Genomic DNA, 20945 nt, shown 5'->3' with positions numbered 1-20945 from the left:
AAGGGGCGCGTCTGGGGTGCGTTCGTGGACGCATTGACCCCTGCACCGCTGTTTCTGCAACCGGACCTGCGGCGCAAGCGAGTGCAAGCCTCCCTGCTCGAGCGGCCGCCGGGACCGGTCCGAGTCACTGTCGAGGGCACGCCCTACTCCAGCGAAGGCGAACTTGCGACCCTGATTATCGACCTGCCCGAGTTCCAGCCCTGGTCTCCCGACAATCCGGCACTGATCGCGGTCCGGTGCGAAACCGGCGGGACGAACCCGGCCACCCCCCTCGCCGCGCGATTCGGTATGCGCGAGTGCACGCTGAAGGACAACCGGTTTCACCTCAACACCAAGCCGATCCTGTTGCGCGGCGTCGTCTTGGAGGCGGCCGACGTTGCGTCCTGCGCTGACGAATCCGGCGCGCAGGGACTTGTCGCCCGGCTCAAGCGCGCGGGGTTCAACTTTTTGCGCGCGCGCGGCGGCCCCATTCCCGCGCGCGTGCTCGATGCCGCCGACGAACTTGGCCTGCTGGTCTGCGACGAACTCGATCCGAACGGCGGAATGCAGACGGTGGATGCGACGGTCATGGCGCGCCGAAACCATCCGTCGATCGTCATATGGCACATAGCGCAAAGTGACGATTCCGGTTCGGCAATGCGACACGTTCACCAGCTCGACCCAAGCCGGATTGTTGTTACGGCATTGGATGCGTTGGAGGGCGACTCACGCTTCATGCGTCCGTACCAGGACGAAATTGGCGCGCTGGATTCCGCGATCTGCCACCTTCCTTCGCCGAGTTCCGGCCGGGCGGAGCGGTTCTACGAACACGTGGGCGAACCGGGTATGCCGGTCCTGCTCGCGTCGTTCGGGACGCAACCGGCCTTGACGGGGATTGGATTGTCCGGCAGTGACGCTGCGCTCGATCGCGAACTGGCCGACCGCGAGATCGACCGGGTGTTGGAGAGTGCGGCGCACGCAACGACGGCAATCCAGGAAGCGCGCGGCGAAGCCCTTGTGCTGCAAATCGCCGCGGCGCGGGTGAACGCGAAAGTGGCAGGCTATTGCGTTGACGGACTGCCGGACGTAGATGCCGCCGGGTTCGCGCGCGTCCAAACGCCGCTGATGCTCGCGATACGCGCATCGCGAACGAACCTGGTGCCGCGCGAGGAAGTGCCGGTCGCCGTGACGATCGTCAATGACGATCGCAGCGAGCCGCTTGCCGATTTGTCGCTGCAGGTGGTGGGGCCGACAAACCAGGTGCTCTGGAAGAAGAAACGTTCGATTAAAGTGCCGAAGCAGACGCGCGACGTGTGGACGGGCACCATCTCCGCGTCGGGCTCGGTTGGCGTTCACAAGTTTGTCGTGCGGCTGATGCAGGGCATGAAGCTGCTGGCGCAAAACCGCATCGACTTGCAGGTGGTGGAACCGGCCCCGGTGTGCGATGTCGAGGTTTCGGTGCTCGATCCGCACGGCGAATGGACGGAGCGTTGCACCGCGCCCGCCAAGCCCGCGGGAACAAAGCCGCGTGTCTACATTGTGCCGCCACTGACGAACACGGTCCGCGCGTATCCCGAAACCGAACTCATCAATCTGTTGAACGAAGTGCGCGCGGGCGCGGTGGCGATCGTTTTTTCGCCTCCCGCGGATTGGAACGATTTGGCGGAACGCATTGACGACGCGTTGAAGGCGACGACCGTCGACGTATTCGGCGGGTTCCATTACGTTCGATTGCATCCCGTTTTCGACGGACTGCCATCGCGCTGCCTGATGCGTCAGGCGTATCGCAATATCGTTCCCCGGCGATCGTTCGAGGAGCAATCCGACGAACGCATGTGCGGCACGATCGCCGCGCGCTCCGGCGACGATGCGCCGTGGTTCGGGGAAGACATGCTGGTGCGCCGGTTTGGCTCCGGGCGCATGGTCTTCACCCACGCGCGCGTGCTCGAACACCTGGGCAGCGACCCCGTCGCCGATCGGCTGTATTTGAATCTCATACGCCACTTCGGCCGCCGGTCCGTTCCCGGCGAGATAACGCAACCGATCCAGCAGTCCGTGTTGGACTGGCTGCGGCGCGAGCGTTCCGAGCGCGCACGGCTGTGGAGCCTCATCGGCCCCTTCCCGAATTGGGGCGGCGCCGGGCACGACACGAAATATCCGCCCGAGCAGCAGGTGGATTTGACGGCGATCCACGCGGGATGGCGCGATCCGGTGCGGTGGACACGCTGGTACGTGATCGGCGAGGTGCGGAACGAGATCGATTTCGACGCCGCGCTCGGGTTGCCGTTTGCTGGGCCGGTTTCGACATTGCCCGAAACGTTCTACGCGTACGCGGAATGCGCGGCGCCTACTCGCCAGGCCGCGACGATGCGCGTGCGGCTCGAAGGCTGTTTGAAGGTATTCATCAATGGCACGGAATGCCACAGTTCGAGCGCGCGCGAATCGGACTCCACTTCGCGCGAGGAAACCGTGCCCCTGACATTTAAGCAAGGCAAGAACGCGATCCTCATCAAGCTTGCTCGCGACCGGCGACCCGCCCGCCTGAGCGTCGAAACCACTTCCGCCACACGCGATCCGCTGATACTGAAGTGGTGGCGATAGCCGCCGAGGTTGGTGGGGCACATTCGCCAATCCGGTACGGCACCGATTTCCGGGAGCCGCCAACCGATACAACCTGTTTGTTTTCAGTGTCTTAATTGGTATTGACAAGCACGCGCGCATATCATATATTAGACAATATCTAATTTAAGGTTCACGGCTGCCGGATACGAGGATGAAGCCCGTATCCGCTTTGGTGAACCCAGTTGAGGGCTGCGTTCGGTTCGTTGCGGGTAGAGACTTTTCCCGCAACCCGTCGTGGGCCGCGTTGCCAAGGCGTATGTGGTGTGAAGTGTGCGAGCGGCGCGCGTTGACGCGTCAAGAAAGGGGGGTCTTCCCATGAAACGAAAATCATTGCGGCGAATAGGTCTGCTCGGACTCGCGGCGTGTGTGTGTCTCTTCGGGGCAACCGGGTGGGCGCAGGACGTACCGCAGAGCTACGCGCCGGTCGATGTCCACGCGCCGTTTGCGCAGACCATGGAACGCATGTCCGCGGCGAAAGCGGACATTATGAAAAAGCATATGGACTTGCTGAACCAGCGGTACGACCTGTCCGACAAACCGGACGGCGCCGCGAAGATGTCGCGCGGCAAGGCGGTGCAAAGCGGCGTGCGCGTGAAGCTGCCGTCGGGAGTGACGTGGGACCAACTGGCCGCGATGACGCCAAACGAAATTCGCGAGAAAGGACTGTGGCCGGAGGGTTTCTATCCCCTGCCCCACCCAAACCATCCGGAAGGCGGAATGCTTTTCCCGAAATTCATGATCGACGAGGTCAAGAAGCAGGAGCAGCGCGATCTTACCCGCTTCGATCTCGATTACGACTTGCCGGACCATTTCCTTCCCGAGTTTCCCGCGCCGATTTACTTGACGACGCGCCCGGACCTCGGCGATGTCAGCAAGGGGAAGCTGGTAACCATCTTCAACTACTACGAGTTGTTTAGCGGCGTCTTGAACCCGAAGCAGTTGGAGGGTCTGCGGTTGCTCGTGACGCCGTTCCCGCAGCAGCAGTTCAACCAGACGGAAGACCGGCGCTCCGCGCAGCCGAGCCGCGGGGTGGCGTGCTTCGACTGCCACGCAAACGGGCACACGAACTCGGCCACCCACCTCGTCGGCGACATTCGTCCGCAGGAATTGCGCCACCGCATCGACACGCCGTCGTTGCGCGGCGTAAACGTGCAACGGTTGTTCGGATCGCAGCGCGCGCTGAAATCGGTCGAGGATTTCACCGAATTCGAGCAGCGGGCGGCGTACTTCGACGGCGATCCGGTTATCGCAACGAAGAAAGGCATCAACATTTTGGATCGCGGGCATCAGGTCCACGCGATGGCCGAGTTCGAGGCATTGCTCGATTTCCCGCCGGCGCCGAAACTGGACGTGTTCGGCAGGCTCGATCCGTCGAACGCGACGGAGCAGGAACTGCGCGGCGAGGCGCTGTTCAACGGGAAGGCCCGGTGCGCCGAGTGCCATCCCGCGCCGTACTACACGGACAACCTGATGCACAACCTCAAGGCGGAACGTTTCTTCAAGCCGAAGACGATCAACGGGCGGCTCGCGGGCCAGGACGGGCCGATCAAGTCGTTCCCGCTGCGCGGCATCAAGGATTCGCCGCCGTACATGCACGACGACCGCTGCCTCACGCTGGACGACACGGTCGAGTTTTTCAACCTGGTGCTCGGGCTTAAACTCAACACCGAGGAGAAGGCCGACCTCGTTGCGTTCATGAAAGCGCTGTAATCGATCGCCGGCGCCCCGGGGGTTTGCTTTCCGGGGCGCCGGCTTCCGATAATTCGGGGGCAAGGCTTATCACGAGCACCGGAGCACCCTATGCCTACCGCCCCGGAACCAGACTTCGCCGGGCAACTGCGCGCCGCCGGCGTCCGGGTAACACGACCGCGCCTTGCGGTGTTGTCCCTCTTGCACACGATCGGCGGGCATCGATCGGCGGACGATATCGTGGACGCATTGCGCGAACGCGGGCCGTTGCTGCCTCGCGCGTCCATATACAACGTGCTGAACGACCTGTTCGATCGCGGCGTGATCATGCGCGTCGATGCGGGCCCGGGCCGCGCTCTGTACGAGGCCTCGACAAACTGGCACCACCATTTCGTGTGCAGGCAATGCGGCTACATCATGGACGTGCCGTGCGCCGTCGGCTCGAAGCCGTGCATGCAGCCGGAAATGGAAGGGCTCGCCGTTGACGAAGCGCAGGTGATTTTTCGGGGCGGATGCCCATTCGCCGCCATTCCGGCAAGCGACGCGTTGGGACACCCGCCGGCGTGCTGCATGAAGCCGTAGCGTAACCACTCTTCCCGCGCGGCAGCGAGGCGACTACAACTCAAAGTCTACAGTCACTTGAGTGGACGGCTCGATCGTGACGTCGCGTTTCAAGGCATCGGATCCGCCTTGGTACGTGTCTGGCGCGGAGACGTTGACCGTGGATTGGCCCGCGGGGATACGCTCGATCACAAAGTTCCCCGTTTCATCTGTAGTTCCAATTCGCGTGTGACGGAAATCGCAATTGACCATTACCGTCGCCCCCGCCACCGGTTCGCCCGCCAACCGAACACTTCCCCTGATCGATCCGAGCTGCGCCAACCGAATGATAGTCGAAGCGGACGAATCGAATTCGTTCTGCACTTCGTTGACTCCAACACCGAAATCGGGGTGAGACGCGGATATGAGTGTCATTCCCGCAGGTGGGTTGGCCAGTTCGAATGTGCCGTCAGAGGAGGTCGTTGCACTCGAATTGACGCCGTCTTCATACCCGTACAAACCTGACGCGCCCGCATATACATATGCTCCAGCCACAGGCTGGCCCTCGGCATCCACAACCGTCCCTTGAATGGAATCGCTGCCAGGGAGAAGTTCGATTGTAATCGGCGTCCCCGCTTGTGCTGAAACAGAATTCTCGTGATGATCAGGCGCTCGAACATGGATTGTCGCCTTACGGTATTCCGTGTGGATTGCGAAGCGTCCATCGTGGTTTGTAAACTCCCGGAACTCTGCGCGCGCCGTGGGCTGGCGCGGCTGCACAACCGCGATCGAGAATCGCTCGAGCGGCTCCATCGTATCGGCGTCTAGCACTACACCTTCCAGTAAGGGCGCGGGACTCAGCGTAACCTGGGCATTCCGTTCTCCGGCCTGTAACGCCACCTCCGCAGGGCTGTAACCCTCCGCCGTCGCACGAACGACAAACGTTCCCGCAGGCAATCCGGTAAGCTCGAAACGGCCATCGAATTCCGAGGTAGCGGCCCGCTGGTACGCTTTACCCGCCTCGAAGAACGCCATTCCCGAAAGAAACACGTTGGCCACTGCCCGGCCCGACTCGTCACGCACATAGCCCACGATGGTGAGCGATTCGGTAATGTCCGCCGTGAGCACCAGGCCCGTGATATGGTCGCCTTCGGCAAGCTGGATCGTCTGGGCCGGCTGAATATTGCCCACGCCCGCGACGAGTTGCAGGAGATATTGAGCGGGGGGAAGCCCCGCGAAGACGAACGCCCCTTTGGCATTGGTGTCGGTATCCATGGCCTCGAAGATATACGGGTATTCGCTATTCGTGGGATACGCTTGGACCTTGAGCGCGACAGGTCGTCCGTGTTTGTCAATCACTTTGCCCGCGATACTTCCGCTCCGACCCGACCCGAGCGTGATGACCACGTCCCGGGCCCCGATCTCGCCAACGATTACAGGGCCGATCCATTTGGATACGTCGGTGGAACCAAAGGCCGTAAGCAGCAACTCATCACCTACCGAGAAACCACGCAGCACGAAAGCGCCCTTGTCGTCCGAATTCGTCTGCCACCTTGGAATGCGGAATTCTCCGGACGCGGTCGAAGCCGCCACATTGGCGAACGCCACGGGCGCACCGCTCGCGTCGACAATTGTCCCGGATACAACGGGCGACGATTCGAGGGGAAAGTCGACTCCATCTATTTCCTGCCCGGCTTCGATAACGATGTATCTCGCCGGTCCGTCACTTCCGTGAATCTTTCCAATGCTGCCAGTCGGATAGACTGAATAGGATCCTTTAGGAAGTCCGGCCAATTCGAACTCACCGGTTTCGTCCGTCGGATTCGAGTAATTTCGGCGCACGGAACGATCGCGAAGATACGCCATCATGCGCACGCCTGGCACGCCGGTGTCCGTGGCGGCATCGTAGACACGGCCCCGGACCGCGCCCCCGACGACAACTTCGAGCGACACGTCAGCGGCCGAAGCGCCGCGGAGATCGAGATCGACCGGACCATCGATCAGCACCGTGCCGTCCGCGGTCTCTATGTCCAAAATGTAGTGAGTTGGGGCAAGCGCGTCGAAATGGAAGTTGCCATCGGCACCGCTCACCGCGCGTTCTTCGCCCCCGAACAGATCAGGCGCGCGGGCGATTACGGTCGTCCCGCCGATCGGGTCCTGGGTGTCGGCCCAGATTACCGTACCCCTCACTGGGGCGCCTGCGTGTAGAACTATGGTGGCGTCCCGTGTGCCTGCTGGAACCGGATCGCTCTTGCCAGGCGCGTAGCCGCGTGCACTCGTGTACAGTTCGTACTTCCCCTGCTGCAACGGTCCCGTCTCAAATGCGCCGTCCCTATCCGCTTCACAAGCAAACATCTGCGTCAGCTCGGGGCCCAACGGTTTCCCGTCGTGTCGAATCGGAAGTACGCGAGCACCCTCCACCGCATCGCCGTCATCGTCGATGACACGGCCACGTATTGACAGGGCGTCTCCAACAATGACGATGACCGAAGCTCGGAGCGCAACTTCACGCACGTCGGCCAGCGCCGTCCCCACCTGGGCTGCCGTTCGCGCCACAACGCCGTACCGGCCAATGGGCACCGAATCGACAATGAACCGCCCCGCCTCATCGACTCGCCCGTCGTAAATGTTGGTGGGTGCATGGCCGGCCTCTTCGGTTTCGTTCGTCGCATCGTCTTGGGAATCGGCGCGCACTTCGACCGTTGCGTCGGAACAGGGTGTCCCGTCGGAATTGAACACGTGCCCGGCAATACTTCCGTTCGGTATGGGGGTTGCGGACTGAACGACGGGCCTGCGCGTAGGCGGCGCTGCGCGCCGTGCGCGCACGGCGCCGGAACTCTGCACTTCCGAGCTCGCAACGCTGGGCACTTGGGAAGGCCGCTCGCCCCGTCCACTCCCACGCGTCAGGAAGTACATCGCAGCTACGCTTGCGATTATCCCAAGCGCGAGCGCTGCCGAACGGTTCCGCATACGGGCACACCTCTCTGCGTTTCAGTAGTCGACGCGCAATCCTCCGAAGCGGGCAACGATACAAACATTCGCTTGCATACGCACCACGCAACCCGCCAAGGCAGCACCAACGCGCAAATTACAACATTACTCTTGACAGAGAGTATCCCTCGCGCTGGGCTGTGTCAATCAGTTCGACAGTGCTAGTACTAAGTTCATACGCCTAAGCGCGCCAAGGACAACCATCGTATTGACTTAGTAGCCCCGCCTACGTCGAAGCGACTTCGGCGGGCCAACCCTGGGCTGCGCGCCGAAACCCCTTCGGGGTAAACGCAAAGACGTTATTATTGTTAGAGCCCCTTACATCGCTTTCCTCTTTCTCGTCGCCGCCCCTGGTGATGTTGCGGCCGAAGACGAACGTGACGCGCATTCGAGATTGGGACTGGAACGACCGGCGTACGGAGTCGAGCCGCTGCGTCCCGACCATTACCCACCTGCCGGTTCCGATTGAGGTGAGTGGATATCTCACGAAGCCTACGCATTGAATAACATTGGGCTGATGCCTGAGCCGGTTCGCCTTACGGCGAGTATCGGCTCTTTGGCGTGGGGTCGGGGCGGTGCAGCGATCGGCGCGTGCGTTTGTGTTTTACGGCGTCGTCGACGCTGGGTAGCAGGACGGACGCGTCTTCTTTCTTTTTCTTTTTCAGCCGCAGTTCGCGCTCGCGGATTTCGCCCATCAGTTTGACGGCGTCGCCGAAGGCCTTGTTCAGCATGAGCCTGCAATGGAAGCAATATTCGCTGTGCTTTTGGGCCAGGCGCTCCTTGCACGCGGCGCACACGCGTTCCTGTTCGATCTCGTGGCTCAAGAGCGTGCTGTTTTCGACGAGATCGATCACGGTGTCCAACGGCACGCCGGTGAACTCGGCAATCTCATCGGGTTGGCGCAGCCCGTGCTTTTCAATCGCATCCAGGACGCGATCGCCGTAATCGAGGAACTCGGTGTTGCACTTCGCGCAGAGAGACTTGCCGGCCTGTGCGGCGAATATCTTGCCGCATCGCGGACATCTGGCGAGGTTAGGGTTCATGTTTTGTTACCGTAATCCAGACTTCGCTCACGGTTGCTCGCGCTTGTAATCGAAGATTCGACGTCGCCGCGCGGCCATGCGATTCATCCGTTCATTTCCCGGGCGATTGCGTCAACCTGCCTGTACAGTTCTTCCTTCGTGCCGCTATTGTCGATCACCCAGTCGGCGAGGGCAAGCTTTGTTTCGGGGGCGGTTTGCGACGCGATTCGCCGACGCGCCTCGGCCAGGTCGATTTCGCGGTGTTCGATCAGCCGTTGGATGCGCAATTCGACGGGACTCATCACCAGGATGAGCCCGCTGAGATAGTCCTCTTTCCTTCCGTTCTCGGCGATAAGGGCGGCGTCGACAACAACGGCGCCGTGTCCCTTTTCGGCTAGCGCCGCGCATCGCATGGCGATGGCCATGCCGATCGCGGGATGCACGATCGCGTTGAGCCGCTTTCGCGCGGCGTCGTCGCGGAACACGATTGCGCCGAGCTTCGCGCGATCGATCGCGCCGGCCGTAACGATGTCCGGCCCGAACGCTTCGATGACTGCGCGTTCCGCCGCGCCGCCGGGCGCGATGACGTCGTGGCCGACCGCGTCGGCGTCGATGACGGGAAACCCCAGTTCCGCGAAACGGCGCGCGGCTTCGGACTTTCCGCTGCCGGTGCCGCCGGTGAGTCCGTAGATTCGCACGCGCGTTTATCGTCCCGCGGGGCGCGGAAGGCGTACGTTTCCGCCGCGCGTCTGTGCCAGCGAGACCTTGAGCATGCTGCCGATCATGATTGGTTTTTTCGCCATGATCTCGATTAGGCGTTCGCTGCCGTCGTAGCCAAAAATATGATCGACGTCTTCGATGCCGTTTTCGCTTTCGCATTCGACTTTGACGTCTTCCACTTCCGCGGGCAAGCGAAGCACGAGGGTCTTCAAATAGATCGGGCTATCGAACGTAAGCTGAACGAATTGCCGGTAGGTTTTCTCGTCATCCTCGCGGAATCGCACCCACCCGAAACTGATGGGCGTGAACAGCGGCGCGCTCAGACTGAACACGCCGATGGGCAGGTGCGGGCGAAACCACAGCACGCCGTCGGGCACGTTGAGATGAAAACCCTGCAGCGCGTACAGCACGTGCCACGCGGTCATCGACCCCATGTGGCGGTCTTGGCCCCAGCCAACGGCATTGTTGGCGTCGAGGTCCCACATCATGGGTTGATTGAACACGCGCCCGCGCCGCGCATGTACATTCTTGCAGTTCTTTTGCACCGAGAACAGGCCGCGGTCGGGATAGCCGTGGGTGATCATCAGGCTGGCGTAGTGGCCCATGTCGAACGCGGGCCACGCGCGCTCGGCCTCCGGCGGAAACCCGACGCTGTCGGGGTTGGTGCAGACGGACCCGTCGAGCATGACGCCCTGGGCGACGCCGTTTCGCTGGTCGTTGAGTTTGCAGATTGCGCCGAGTGCCTTTTTCACTTTCTCCGGCGGCAGGAGCTGCCCGAGGCAGAGAAAATCGGCGTACCACTGGCCGGCGAGTTGGGCCGAGTCGCACGCGTCGTTGAACTCTTGCGGCGCGTCGTCGATCCCGGTGGCGCAATAGAAACGGTAATAACCGCCCTCTTCATACCAAAGTTTGCGGTCGAAACTTTCGAGGGCGCGTGGAAGCAGTTCTTCGTAGGCAAGCGCCTCGGCTTTGTCGCCGAGGCGCCGCGCGAGCCGGGCGTATGCGCGCAATGCGGCGATCCAAAGGCCGCTTGTATAGCTGTTCGTGCCGTAGACGGCCCAGCGATCGCGCGTCATCGTGCATCCGGATTGCTCGGGCAGCCCGTCGCCGTCGCGGTCGTGCGCAAGCACAAACGCCATCGCCTCCTTCACGCGCGAGAACAAATGGTCGAGAATGAACCGCTTGCCGGTCATGAAGTAGTTGCGGTACGCCATCAGCACAAACGCGATGCTGGTGTCGAGCATCGGCGCGCTGGTGGAGCCGTGGGACGGTTGGTGCACGCTTTCCAATCCGAGGTGGCGATAAATCCGGCCGGGGTCTTTTCCGTCCCTGGGCCGCGCGATTGCGGCGAGCTCGCCCTCCTCGAAATTGGGGAAGAACAGCAGCGATCCGATCGACGAGTACAGGCGGCGATCGAGCGTCGAGGTGCGCGGGTCCGCGGGGGACTCGAACATGGCGAAGTCGTTGCCGCCGGTGAACAGGGTGTTCGTGGACATGACGTAGTTGTTGTTGATCAGCGCTTTGCTGAGCCATTGCGGCAACGTCGAGGTCATAATGCGCCGCTGCCAATCTTCGACGGCCTTGAAGTAGTACTGATGATAGGTGAGGCCCTGCGTCGCGACTTCGATTGCGCTGCGAAAGTTGTTCGCGTAGCCGTTGCGCTGATCGATGCCGCGCGCGACGTACTTCGGGCAGTACCACGCGAGCACGTACACGATGTTGCGGGATTGTTGCGGCGCGAGATCGAATGATGCGCACAGCGCGCCGGAATGGCCGGCTTCGTCCCGGGACAGCTTATTGCCCAGGCGGCCTCCGTCATGGAACTGGTTCCAGAATACTTCGAGTTCGCGCGGATTGCGTTCGTTCCAGCCCATCATGGTTACCTGCACGTCACGTTGTTGGCCGATGAGCAGCGCGTAGTTGCCTTCGGCGCTGGTGCGGAAATCTTCGCGGAAGCCGAATTCGAGGCCGGCGATCATTCGCTGCGGATCGGGTTCGTGCGACTGCGCCTCGAGGGTCTTTTTGTCCTGGTCGCGGCTGACGAGCACGGGCCTGATCGGTCCGCGCTTTTCCGGGAAGTTTCCGCGCGCGCACCCGCAGAGGTTCTCCCAGTTCATGACGAGGGAGACCTCGTAGGAGACTTCCGACGGATTCTGCAGGTAGAACGAAAGAAAGATGAGCGGGAGCGTCGACGCTTCGTGGTCGTAGGGAATGACGGGTGTCAGCGCGGTCCACGTAACCTCCAGCGGATACGTGGGGTCGTCTAGCTTGTAATGCGAGCAGGGATACACGCCGCGCCACGCGAGACGCTGCGAGGCCGTGTAGGGCGCGGCGATTCCCGCTTCGTTGAAGGGCAACGCGCTTTCCGTCTGCAGGATGCGCAGTGCGACTTTTCCGCGCCGCGCCGCGCGCACCGCGAGGATCGTGCCCGGCGCGACGTCGATGCGCGATTCAGCGGTGCGGTTGTTGTTGATGGTGATGTTGCGGAAGCGTCCGTCCCGCCCGAGTTCGCAGCATCCCGCCCCCACGCCGCCCAGGGGCACGCCGGCGGTCTGCTGTTCGGATTCGGCCGCGTCCGACGCGTTGTTGAAGCTGCCAATCGATGCTCCGGACACGTCGCCTCAGCTTTCCAACCGTTTGGTCATGATCAGGGCGTCTTCATCGGTCTTCGGATAGTAGCGGCGGCGCCTGCCGGTAATCGCGAAACCGAAACTCTCGTAGAGAGAGCGCGCGCGCACGTTTGACTCACGAACTTCGAGTGTGGCGGTGCTCAAATCGTCCTCGATCGCCCGCCGCAGAATATGGGACAGCAGGCTGCGCCCGTACCCCAAACCTCGGTACTCATCCTTGATGGTCACGCTCGTGATGTGGGCCTCGTCCAGCAATGGCCAATAGCCGCCGTAGCCTATCAACTCGGGACCGAGCATCGCCACGACGAAATAAGACCGGCCGTGGTGGATTTCCTCGCGGAACATTCCTTCGGACCACGGCTCGGGATATGCCTCCTGTTCGATTGCCAGAACGTCCGCCAAATGCGTACCCGACAGCGGGACAAATCTCAGTTCTGTCGATTCGGATACGCTCATGGTGTGGTCTGTGCGCGGAGGACTTCCGGCTGGGACATGCGCAAGTACACCGGTTTGACTGCCGCCGCCGATGTATCGCATCCGTGCGCGACGCGGTCTTCGGCTTCGAGGCACACGGCGCTGGCGCGCGGCGACCGGAATTCGCCGCCGAGAATGACGGCATTGGGACGTAACGCGTGGATTCGTTCGCGGTAAAGCTCCGCGCCATCGCCAAAAAAGATTGTTTCCACGGGCGTCATCGCCAGTACTTGATCGACGGGCAACACGCAGTCCGCGGTCAACTTTTCGCGGCCCGTTGGCCCGAATCGATATGCCGCGGCAAACACCTCGCCCATTTTTGCGTCCAGCATGGGGCACACGATGGCGTCGTGGAATGCGCCGATGCGCGTCATGGCGTCAAGTGTCGGGACGCCGGCGAGGGGAAGGCCGCGCGCGAGGGCGAGGCCTTTCCACGCGGCCACTCCGATGCGAAGTCCCGTGAACGATCCCGGCCCTACGGAAACCGCGAGCATGCCGACGGCCTCGAGGCCAATACCGGCCTCGCCGAGGACCCAATCCGCCGTCGCCATAAGCCGCTCGGCGTGTGCCCGGCCGCAGTCGACGTGTGTCTCCACCAAGATACGTCCGCCTTCGCACAGGGCCACGGCGTTTACCGGAGTGCTGGTATCGACGCCAAGTGTTTTCATCCCTATCGAATCATATCGCCGCGCGGTCAGACCGTCAATGTTTGGCCGTCTCGGCGGGGCGGGGATGCGGTATGAATGACCGATCGGGGCGGGCGCCTAGGCGAGGGTGTCGAACACGGGCGTTGCTTTTTGTTGATCGCGGATAGCGTCGGGTTCGATGAGCTCGGGGCGGCGGATAATTTGGAACGGTTCGTCGCGCTCGCGATCGAACCATTGGAGCAGCAGTTCGATGCCCTCGGACCCGGCCTCGCGCAGCGGCAGGCGTACATGCGCGCACGCGTTGGAATGAACCACGGAATCCGCTCCGTAGGTCCAGTCGATGATTTCGAAATCCGAGCCGGGTGCGCGGCCGGCGTGGGCCGCGCCCGCCAGGAGCCACGATGCGTCCTCCAGCATGCTGCAATCGATGATCGCGGTGGCCGACTGGTCCACGAGCAGTTCGCGCGTCGCGGTCGTAACCTCGGACCCTGCGAAAGAGACGGGCCGAATCAGGGTGTCATCGACGGGAATGCCCGATTCGTCATACGCGCGGATGTAGCCGTTGCGCCGCTCGTTGCCCGCCTGAAACTTGCTGAATGCCTGAAGCATGCCGATACGCGTGTGGCCGCGATCGATGAGGCGTTTCGTGCTGCGATACGCCGCTTCTTCGAAGTCGACCGTCGCACAGCACAGATCGGGAATCGAGTCGAACCGGTTGAGCGCCATGTACGGGCTGCCGCTCTTGTGAATGCGCAGGATCGTTTTGTCGCCCAGGCGGAGCGCGCCGTGCACGATGCACCCGTTGCATCGCCGCTGCCAGAGTGCGCGGGCATAGTCATCGCCCCGCGTGCCGTTCGGGGATGAATTCAGATCGAAGCAAATGAACTTCCCGCGCGCGCCGAAAACCCGGTAGAGTTCGAGAAATAGCCAGTTGACTTGTTGTTGGCTGATCGGCACGACCTGGAGCGGGGCGGAGAACACGACGCCGACGCAGTCCCGGTGCTGGCCGCGCATGCTCCGCGCGCCATGGTGGGGCTGGTAGCCCATTTGTTCGATGACGGATTCGACACGGCTGCGGGTCTCCGGTCGTACGCCCGGCTCGTCGTTCAGGACACGGCTGACGGTCTTACCCGATACACCGGCCAGTCGGGCTATATCGTAAATTGTATGTTTCGGCATTGCTGTCGATACGTCGCTTCGCACCCTGCGGTCAACGCGAATATTTATGAAGGATAGACCCACAGTATACCCAAAGTGTGTCGAGAGGTACCATTCTCGAAAACCTATTGACAAAAGATACAAGGCCGGTCTATATTGACACCGGTGTCAACGGCGTGTCTAGGGCGAAGAGGCACGTAAAGTGTAGGTGTGGTTGGGGGCGGCGTAAGCGCTCAGCCGGTGGTTGGTAATTCGGGCTTGGATGCGCATACGCGCGGAATTCAGGCCCTCCCGCCGTTGACTCAGTTGGATTTCGGGGCTATATTTGGATCAGGACTATGTTTGTGCGTACCGCTCGAGGGAAAGCGGGATGCTTGGCGTAATCCCAGGGCTCGGTGCAAGGGAGTCGGGTGAACTTTTTCGGGGCGGGTTGTCGTCTATTATCGGCGTACGGCATCTTCGATACTGAAAAGAAATCCTGGTGTCGTGCGACGGTATTTGGCAAGTGTGGGCTCGGTGTCTAACGCGCGATGGAGGGTAAAACACAGAACTCGTAGTGGTTTGTTTGCTGTCTGCATGTCCGAATGGAAGCGGGCCTGAGCGCGCGGTGCGCAAACAGCAGACGGTAGTGCGCTTTTATTAGTTAAGTTTATAAACTGTAACGGCTTGAGGAGAATTACCAATGAAGTCGAAACGAGGTTTCACCTTGATCGAGCTGTTGGTGGTGATCGCGATCATCGCCATCTTGGCTGCAATCTTGTTGCCGGCGCTGGCACGTGCCCGTGAAGCGGCGCGTCGTGCGAGCTGCCAGAACAATCTGAAGCAGTGGGGAATCGTGCTGAAGATGTTCGCGAACGAAAGCAAGGGCGAGCAGTATCCGGCCATTTGCCAAGCGGAACGCAAACAGGGTGTCGACTGCGACCCGGTCCCCGGCGTTGCAAACGCGGCCCTTCCGCTCGCGGGCGACGCTGCGACATCGTACATGGTCTATCCACTCGATGTTTTCCCGGAGTATCTGACTGACGCGAACATTCTGATCTGCCCGTCCGAGCCGGATCCGGGCCTCTTCAATAACCCGGCCACAGACGAGCCCTGGTTCCATATCCCCTGCGACGAGTTCGGTCTTGACAACTACGGCGATAAGCCGGGTGGTTGGGCTGCGGGCGACGAGAGCTACTACTATCTCGGTTGGATGATGGACAGGGCGGACTCGGAAGACATTTCTGCGGCCGTCTTGGCAGCGTTCGGCTACACCGCGCCTCCGGGAACCATGGTTTCCGGTCAGGTTCTCGCGATGTTCGCGTATATCGAGGGTTTCCATGCTCTTATGGGCGGTGGCATCAGTGAGCAGGGGTTCCTTGATCAGTTGCAGAAGTGCCGCGACGATATCAACATTACCGGCACTGAAGTTACAGTAGTTGCCGGAGCGCTTGGACTGGGCACCCAGCTTCAGGGCAAGGGTAACGCCGGATCGAACACGATCTTCCACCTTCGGGAAGGTATCGAGCGGTATCTGATTACCGACATCAACAGTCCCGCAGGTTCGGCGTCCGCGCAGAGCGAAGTCCCGGTTATGACCGACCTTCTTGGAACGGCGCCCCACCTGTTCAATCACATTCCGGGCGGCGCGAATACGCTGTACATGGACGGACACGTCGATTTCATCAAATATCCCGGAAAGGATTTCGTGTCAGAGGCGATGGCGCACGTTGTAGGCGCAGCCGGATAATTAGTCTGTTTCCGTAGGATTCGTTGTGATGGCCGGTCAGGTTACTGACCGGCCATCGGTCTTTTCTTGCGGCCTTACATCCCCCTGAATCCCCCTTCAAAGGGGGACTTAAGACAAGACCAACGCCGTCGTTTTGCGATTCTTTGAGTCCCCCTTTGAAGGGGGATTCAGGGGGATGTGGCTACCGTGCATGCAAACTGGGGGCGCAGTATAACAGCGTTATTGCGCCGGCGCCTCCGGTGGCGCGTTCTCCTGGCCGGTGCCCATCTGGTTGTCGACGAAGTTCCTGAGACCACCCTTCTGTTCATCGGTCTGCTTACTTGGCGGGGAGACTTCCTCGCTGCTGCCCCCGCCGCACCCCATAAGCGCGGCCGACGCGAATAGACAAAGTACTATGGAAGAAAGTAGCGCTCTAAACATCTGAAGTACTCCCTCTTGTTACACTTACCTGTTTGGTCGAGACACGGTCTCACCGACGAAAATGCACGCACAGCCGGGCGACCGAACGATCTGAAATCGCACGGATCGACATGTGCGACTCGCCGCACGGGCGACAGAATAGCAACTCCCGAACTCCTCCGGCAAGCGTGGCAGGTTTCCAGCATGTCATGATCGGCCGGATGTTCCTCGGTGCTCGCGGCGGCGATGGGGCTGGGCGATTGGCGGGCGGAGGACCCGGAGTCGTTCCCGAAAACCTCCTTGACAATGCATGTACAGCGGGTCTATATTGACACCGATGTCATCAGGTGTACCGGTTGTGTAGGCGGTTGATCGAAGTGAAGTGCTGCGGGCGGCATATTCGTACGGCAGCTTTCGATTGTCTGTAGCCGGTATGTGGGGACGCGCCGAAGGCGGGTCCGCGAATCGTTGACACGGCATTGTTTCGGGGCTATAGTTAAAGTCAGTGTATTACCGCATTTTTGCTGCGGGTAAGCGAAGTGCGGGATTGATTCTCACCGCTCGGTGCACGGGAATGGAGTGAGTTTCGCCGGTGAGAGTAACCGTCTGTGGGCGCATGGTTTTCCTGGGCATCTGAATCCCGAACATGAGCATGCGTCAATGGCCGGTACGTGTGGGCTCGGTGTTGAACGCGCAAGGGAGGGTCAAAGTTCATATCGGAAAGTGGTTTGTTTGTCGTCTGCATTCCAAGCGGCACGTAAGTCTGAGCGCGTAGTCCGCGGACAGCAGACAGTAGTACGCTTTTATTAGTTAAGTTTATAAACTGCAACGACTTGAGGAGACAAACTAATGAGGTCGAAACGTGGATTTACCCTGATTGAGCTGTTGGTGGTAATCGCGATTATCGCCATCCTGGCTGCAATCCTGTTGCCGGCGCTGGCGCGTGCCCGTGAAGCGGCGCGTCGTGCGAGCTGCCAGAACAACCTGAAGCAGTGGGGTATCGTGTACAAGATGTTCGCGAACGAAGCGAAAGAAGAGAAATGGCCGGATTTCTTCTTCAAGATCACTTTGCCCCCGCTCGGCAACCCGATTTCGGATGTGAGCTTGGGATTCAATGCGGGTCCGTACGTTCCCCAGATTTACCCTGAATACCTGTCGGATCCGGCGGTTTCGGCCTGCCCGTCTGATGCGTCTGGTGGTTCGGACCTTTGGACGAGCAGCGTGGATGGCCGCAACCTGTTCGGCACTGCGATCGATGACGACTACGTTCCCGAGAACAACGCCATCTCCGGTCCTGGCTGCAATCATGGTGGCGTGTGCATGAACTCGATTGATGCGAGCTACGCGTATTTCGGCTACCTGATGGATCGCAACAGCGACACTGATCCGACGTCGAACTTGGTCGCGCTGTCGGCGCTGCTGGTGCTGTTCGGTTCGGACCCGATTCCGGACGCGGCGAACAAGTTCGGCCCGCAACAGTTCCTCGAGTTGATCGTCAAACTAGGCAACGCGGCGCTTCCGCAGTACATCGCGTTCCTGAGCTCGCAGGACCCCACGGCGTTTAACGCGCTCACGAACAACGACGTGTCAGTTGCTTCGGGCGCAGGCAACAGCGGCGGCAACCTCATCCTGAAGCTGCGTGAGGGTATCGAGCGCTTCCTGATCACCGACATCAATAACCCGGCGGGAAGCGCACAGGCGCAGAGCGAAATCTACGTGATGCTTGACCGCACGTCGACGAAACCGGAAGACTTCAACCACGTCCCCGGCGGCAGCAACGTCCTGTACATGGACGGTCACGTCGAGTTCGTCAAGTACGGTTCGAAGGAGCCGGTCCAGTCGAACTTCGCGCGCGTGGACGAGAACCTGAACCCGGGTAACTAAGCGACTTGCCGCGACGCGGCAATACGCGTTAGGTTCAACACAGGGCCGCGGCTACCGTAAGGCAGCCGCGGCCCTGACCTATTCAAGAACGCTTCGGGGACCCGCTCACCGCCCTGCCGGGAAATGCGACGCACCGGAACGCTGCGCTTGCGGCGCCGTCTCGGTCGACACAGGCTTCGATCGCGCATGCGCTGCCAGAAACAAGAACGCTGTAGCCGCCGCCTCGCGGCGGCTACAGCGACGGGGTTCGATCGCGATTATTGTGCTGGAGGCGTTTGCTGCACTTCTTGTTGCTGCTGCGCCGCGGCGTCCTGGAAAGCCTTCATTGCGTCCGCGTCGGTCTTGACGGCCACGCCGGCCTTTTCGCCGGACTCCTTCGTTTCCTCCAACTTTGGATGCGCGCCGCCGCAGCCGGCCCCCAAGAACACAAAGCCTGCGGCAATCGCCAATATCGCTTCTTTCTTCACGGCACCAATCTCCTCTCGTTTGGTGAAACCACGCGTAGCTTATCATCGCGCCGGAAGTTCCTCAATGCGCCGCTGACACCTGTAATAGAGAAGAAACGTGACGGCCGGGCGCCTGCCCGGCGCCGCAATGCTCCGACGCGTGGCGTCGAATCGCGGTGCGTCTTTGCCAGTTCCACCGGACCGCGCCGTTCCACGCTATTGACAAAATCCGGCCGAGGCCCGATGATGGTGCCCTAGCTGCAAGTGACTCCGTATTGTTCGGGCATGAATGTGTCACTGACTCCGTTTGTACGCCGGGTGGGGAGCTCCAATCGGGCGGTCCTCGCGAACTTTCTCTGCGCGCTGTGCCGCTCCGTTACCTGGCATTGAACGGCGGCTGCGTGGCATGGATCGAGCGGCGCCCTGACCGGGTGACGAATGTCAGGGTCGCGCGGCCCGGACGTGGCCGCAAGGGGCCGCACCGAGTTCTGGTGGCGTGACGACGTTCGCAGGGCGCAGTGTCCGTTCTTAGTCTCGGTGGGTCCGTACACGAGGGAGGGCATCGAACAAACACATCGTTATGAAGCAGTGCGCTTTTGCAGTAACCGATTTGCGCGGGCGGAAGGCCCCGCGCATCGGTATCCGTGATCGGCAGTTGGCTCGGCGTTTACTGGTAGAAAACTGGAACGACTTGAGGAGACGATCCAATGCAATCGAAACGTGGCTTCACGCTCATCGAATTACTGGTCGTAATCGCCATCATCGCCATTCTTGCGGCCATTTTGTTGCCTGCACTGGCCCGTGCACGCGAAGCGGCGCGGCGGGCATCCTGCCAGAACAATCTGAAACAGTGGGGCATCGTATACAAGATGTTCGCGAACGAGGCCCGAGAAGAAAAATGGCCGGACGAATTTATCAAGTTCTATATCTTCCCTCCCGGGGTACCGGGGTTCGGCGCGGATGCCGGGCCAGAAATTCCGAAGGTCTATCCCGAATACCTTACCGACCCCAACCTCGTGAAGTGCCCCTCCGCGGAGGAGTTCATTGAGGAGAGTTGGTATACAGCAGCAGACGGGCGCAACCTGTTCGGGAGCGTCTCACCGCTTGACGTCGCGGCGAACAACGAGGACTGCACCGATCTCTCCTCATGCGCCAACGTTATCGACTCGAATTATGCCTACCTGGGCTACGTAATCGACGGCAAGACGCTCACCACCACGGCAGAGACGCTTACTCACCCTCTGTTCGGATCGTTTAACATGCCGGCCGGGATTCTGGTTCAACCAAAAGAAATGTGGAGGACGACCCTGAACCGGTTGGATCTAGCGAATCTGACGGCCTTTATCGGCGGCAGTCAGACGGCAGCGGACACGCTAAACCTGGTAACGAACGGCGATCTCAGTGTGCCGAACGGCGTGGGTAACGGCGGCTCCAATATTGTGTTCCACCTTCGCGAGGGTGTCGAACGTTTCCTGATTACGGACATCAACAATCCGTCCGCGACTTCCCAGGCGCAGAGTCAGGTATTCGTCATGTGGGACCGCCTGAGCACGAGGCCGGAGAACTTTAACCACATTCCGGGCGGTTCGAATTTCCTGTATATGGACGGACACGTGGCGTTTGAAAAGTATCAGCCGAGCGGACCGCCGCCCTGCAACGCGGCGATGGGATTGTATGACGCCGCAATCGATGACTAATTGCTAACCCTGTCGTGGCCCGGCCGCGTGGCCGTGTCACGGCAGTTTGGACTTCGCCGGAAAATCGCCCCTGGCGGCTGTCAGGGGCGATTTCGATTTAGAGCCTCTAACATTAATGCCGAAACCCCTTCAGGGTACGTTCCCCAATGGGGGGGTTGGTACCCAGGGTAGCCCCGCCTACGTCGAAGCGACTTCGGCGGGCCAACCCTGGGCTGCTCGCCGGGCGTGCTCCCCTAAAAGTAGACCAGTTGGAATGTTAGGATCTCCGGGCATGAAGGAGGTCCGAGATGAAGAAGAAGCGGTTTACGGAAGAGCAGA

Annotated in this window: 14 protein-coding genes and 1 pseudogene; 6 read left to right on the top strand and 9 right to left on the bottom strand. The window is 60.9% G+C overall.

From position 1 onward, the window contains the following. Window positions 1–24: 24 nt before the first annotated feature. The 3 genes from HUU46_24230 (at window position 25) to HUU46_24220 (ending at window position 4872) form a co-directional block, all read left to right on the top strand. Window positions 25–2580 carry a hypothetical protein gene (locus HUU46_24230; GenBank protein NUM56748.1) on the top strand — a complete coding sequence of 852 codons (2556 nt, stop codon included), beginning with the start codon at window positions 25–27 and terminating at the stop codon, window positions 2578–2580. Between the two features lie 336 nt (window positions 2581–2916). Then, a complete protein-coding gene (locus HUU46_24225; GenBank protein NUM56747.1) occupies window positions 2917–4311 on the top strand; it encodes a cytochrome B6 in 1395 nt (464 codons plus the stop codon). Between the two features lie 90 nt (window positions 4312–4401). Further along, window positions 4402–4872, top strand: coding sequence for a transcriptional repressor (locus tag HUU46_24220; GenBank protein ID NUM56746.1), 471 nt, complete (start codon window positions 4402–4404; stop codon window positions 4870–4872). A gap of 33 nt (window positions 4873–4905) precedes the next feature. On the opposite strand, the gene HUU46_24215 is transcribed toward HUU46_24220, so the two are convergent. The 7 genes from HUU46_24215 to HUU46_24185 form a co-directional block, all read right to left on the bottom strand. Then, window positions 4906–7674 (bottom strand): carboxypeptidase regulatory-like domain-containing protein, encoded by a 2769-nt coding sequence (locus tag HUU46_24215; protein NUM56745.1) that lies wholly within the window; start codon window positions 7672–7674, stop codon window positions 4906–4908. Between the two features lie 683 nt (window positions 7675–8357). Then, a complete protein-coding gene (locus HUU46_24210; protein ID NUM56744.1) occupies window positions 8358–8864 on the bottom strand; it encodes a hypothetical protein in 507 nt (168 codons plus the stop codon). A gap of 83 nt (window positions 8865–8947) precedes the next feature. Further along, window positions 8948–9541, bottom strand: a complete 594-nt coding sequence (locus HUU46_24205) for a dephospho-CoA kinase (protein NUM56743.1) — start codon at window positions 9539–9541, stop codon at window positions 8948–8950. 6 nt (window positions 9542–9547) lie between these two features. After that, a complete protein-coding gene (locus HUU46_24200) occupies window positions 9548–12178 on the bottom strand; it encodes a hypothetical protein (protein NUM56742.1) in 2631 nt (876 codons plus the stop codon). Between the two features lie 6 nt (window positions 12179–12184). Continuing rightward, entirely contained in the window at window positions 12185–12649 is a 465-nt protein-coding gene (gene rimI / locus HUU46_24195; protein NUM56741.1) for a ribosomal protein S18-alanine N-acetyltransferase, read from the bottom strand. Continuing rightward, window positions 12646–13335 (bottom strand): tRNA (adenosine(37)-N6)-threonylcarbamoyltransferase complex dimerization subunit type 1 TsaB, encoded by a 690-nt coding sequence (gene tsaB, locus HUU46_24190; GenBank protein NUM56740.1) that lies wholly within the window; start codon window positions 13333–13335, stop codon window positions 12646–12648. The genes rimI and tsaB overlap by 4 nt, the downstream gene beginning before the upstream one ends. Window positions 13336–13431: 96 nt before the next feature. After that, a complete protein-coding gene (locus tag HUU46_24185) occupies window positions 13432–14493 on the bottom strand; it encodes a LacI family DNA-binding transcriptional regulator (GenBank protein NUM56739.1) in 1062 nt (353 codons plus the stop codon). Between the two features lie 661 nt (window positions 14494–15154). Between HUU46_24185 and HUU46_24180 the strand changes: the two are divergent. Continuing rightward, window positions 15155–15241, top strand: a pseudogene (locus HUU46_24180) (prepilin-type N-terminal cleavage/methylation domain-containing protein). 1179 nt (window positions 15242–16420) lie between these two features. On the opposite strand, the gene HUU46_24175 reads toward HUU46_24180, so the two are convergent. Beyond that, on the bottom strand, window positions 16421–16621 hold the full coding sequence (locus HUU46_24175; GenBank protein NUM56738.1) for a hypothetical protein: 201 nt from the start codon (window positions 16619–16621) through the stop codon (window positions 16421–16423). An 828-nt stretch (window positions 16622–17449) separates the two neighbouring features. Between HUU46_24175 and HUU46_24170 the strand changes: the two genes are divergently transcribed. Next, on the top strand, window positions 17450–18484 hold the full coding sequence (locus HUU46_24170; protein NUM56737.1) for a prepilin-type N-terminal cleavage/methylation domain-containing protein: 1035 nt from the start codon (window positions 17450–17452) through the stop codon (window positions 18482–18484). Window positions 18485–18741: 257 nt separating this feature from the next. Here the strand turns inward: HUU46_24170 and HUU46_24165 are convergent, their stop codons facing one another. Continuing rightward, window positions 18742–18951, bottom strand: coding sequence for a hypothetical protein (locus HUU46_24165; GenBank protein ID NUM56736.1), 210 nt, complete (start codon window positions 18949–18951; stop codon window positions 18742–18744). Window positions 18952–19637: 686 nt separating this feature from the next. On the opposite strand from HUU46_24165, the gene HUU46_24160 reads away from it, so the two are divergent. Continuing rightward, on the top strand, window positions 19638–20627 hold the full coding sequence (locus HUU46_24160) for a prepilin-type N-terminal cleavage/methylation domain-containing protein (protein NUM56735.1): 990 nt from the start codon (window positions 19638–19640) through the stop codon (window positions 20625–20627). Window positions 20628–20945 lie beyond the last annotated feature (318 nt).

The organism is Candidatus Hydrogenedentota bacterium, assembly GCA_013359265.1.
Taxonomy (GTDB): Bacteria; Hydrogenedentota; Hydrogenedentia; order Hydrogenedentales; family SLHB01; genus JABWCD01.
The sequence above is the reverse complement of the archived record's forward strand: the minus strand, read 5'-3'. Positions and strand labels throughout refer to the sequence as shown.

Bases quoted from the DNA above. Each gene is read 5' to 3' on its own strand.
- HUU46_24225 (NUM56747.1), top strand. From the start codon at position 2,917: ATGAAACGAAAATCATTGCGGCGAATAGGTCTGCTCGGACTCGCGGCG.
- HUU46_24220 (NUM56746.1), top strand. From the start codon at position 4,402: ATGCCTACCGCCCCGGAACCAGACTTCGCCGGGCAACTGCGCGCCGCC.
- HUU46_24210 (NUM56744.1), bottom strand. From the start codon at position 8,864: ATGAACCCTAACCTCGCCAGATGTCCGCGATGCGGCAAGATATTCGCC.
- rimI (NUM56741.1), bottom strand. From the start codon at position 12,649: ATGAGCGTATCCGAATCGACAGAACTGAGATTTGTCCCGCTGTCGGGT.
- tsaB (NUM56740.1), bottom strand. From the start codon at position 13,335: ATGAAAACACTTGGCGTCGATACCAGCACTCCGGTAAACGCCGTGGCC.
- HUU46_24185 (NUM56739.1), bottom strand. From the start codon at position 14,493: ATGCCGAAACATACAATTTACGATATAGCCCGACTGGCCGGTGTATCG.
- HUU46_24175 (NUM56738.1), bottom strand. From the start codon at position 16,621: ATGTTTAGAGCGCTACTTTCTTCCATAGTACTTTGTCTATTCGCGTCG.
- HUU46_24170 (NUM56737.1), top strand. From the start codon at position 17,450: ATGAGGTCGAAACGTGGATTTACCCTGATTGAGCTGTTGGTGGTAATC.
- HUU46_24160 (NUM56735.1), top strand. From the start codon at position 19,638: ATGCAATCGAAACGTGGCTTCACGCTCATCGAATTACTGGTCGTAATC.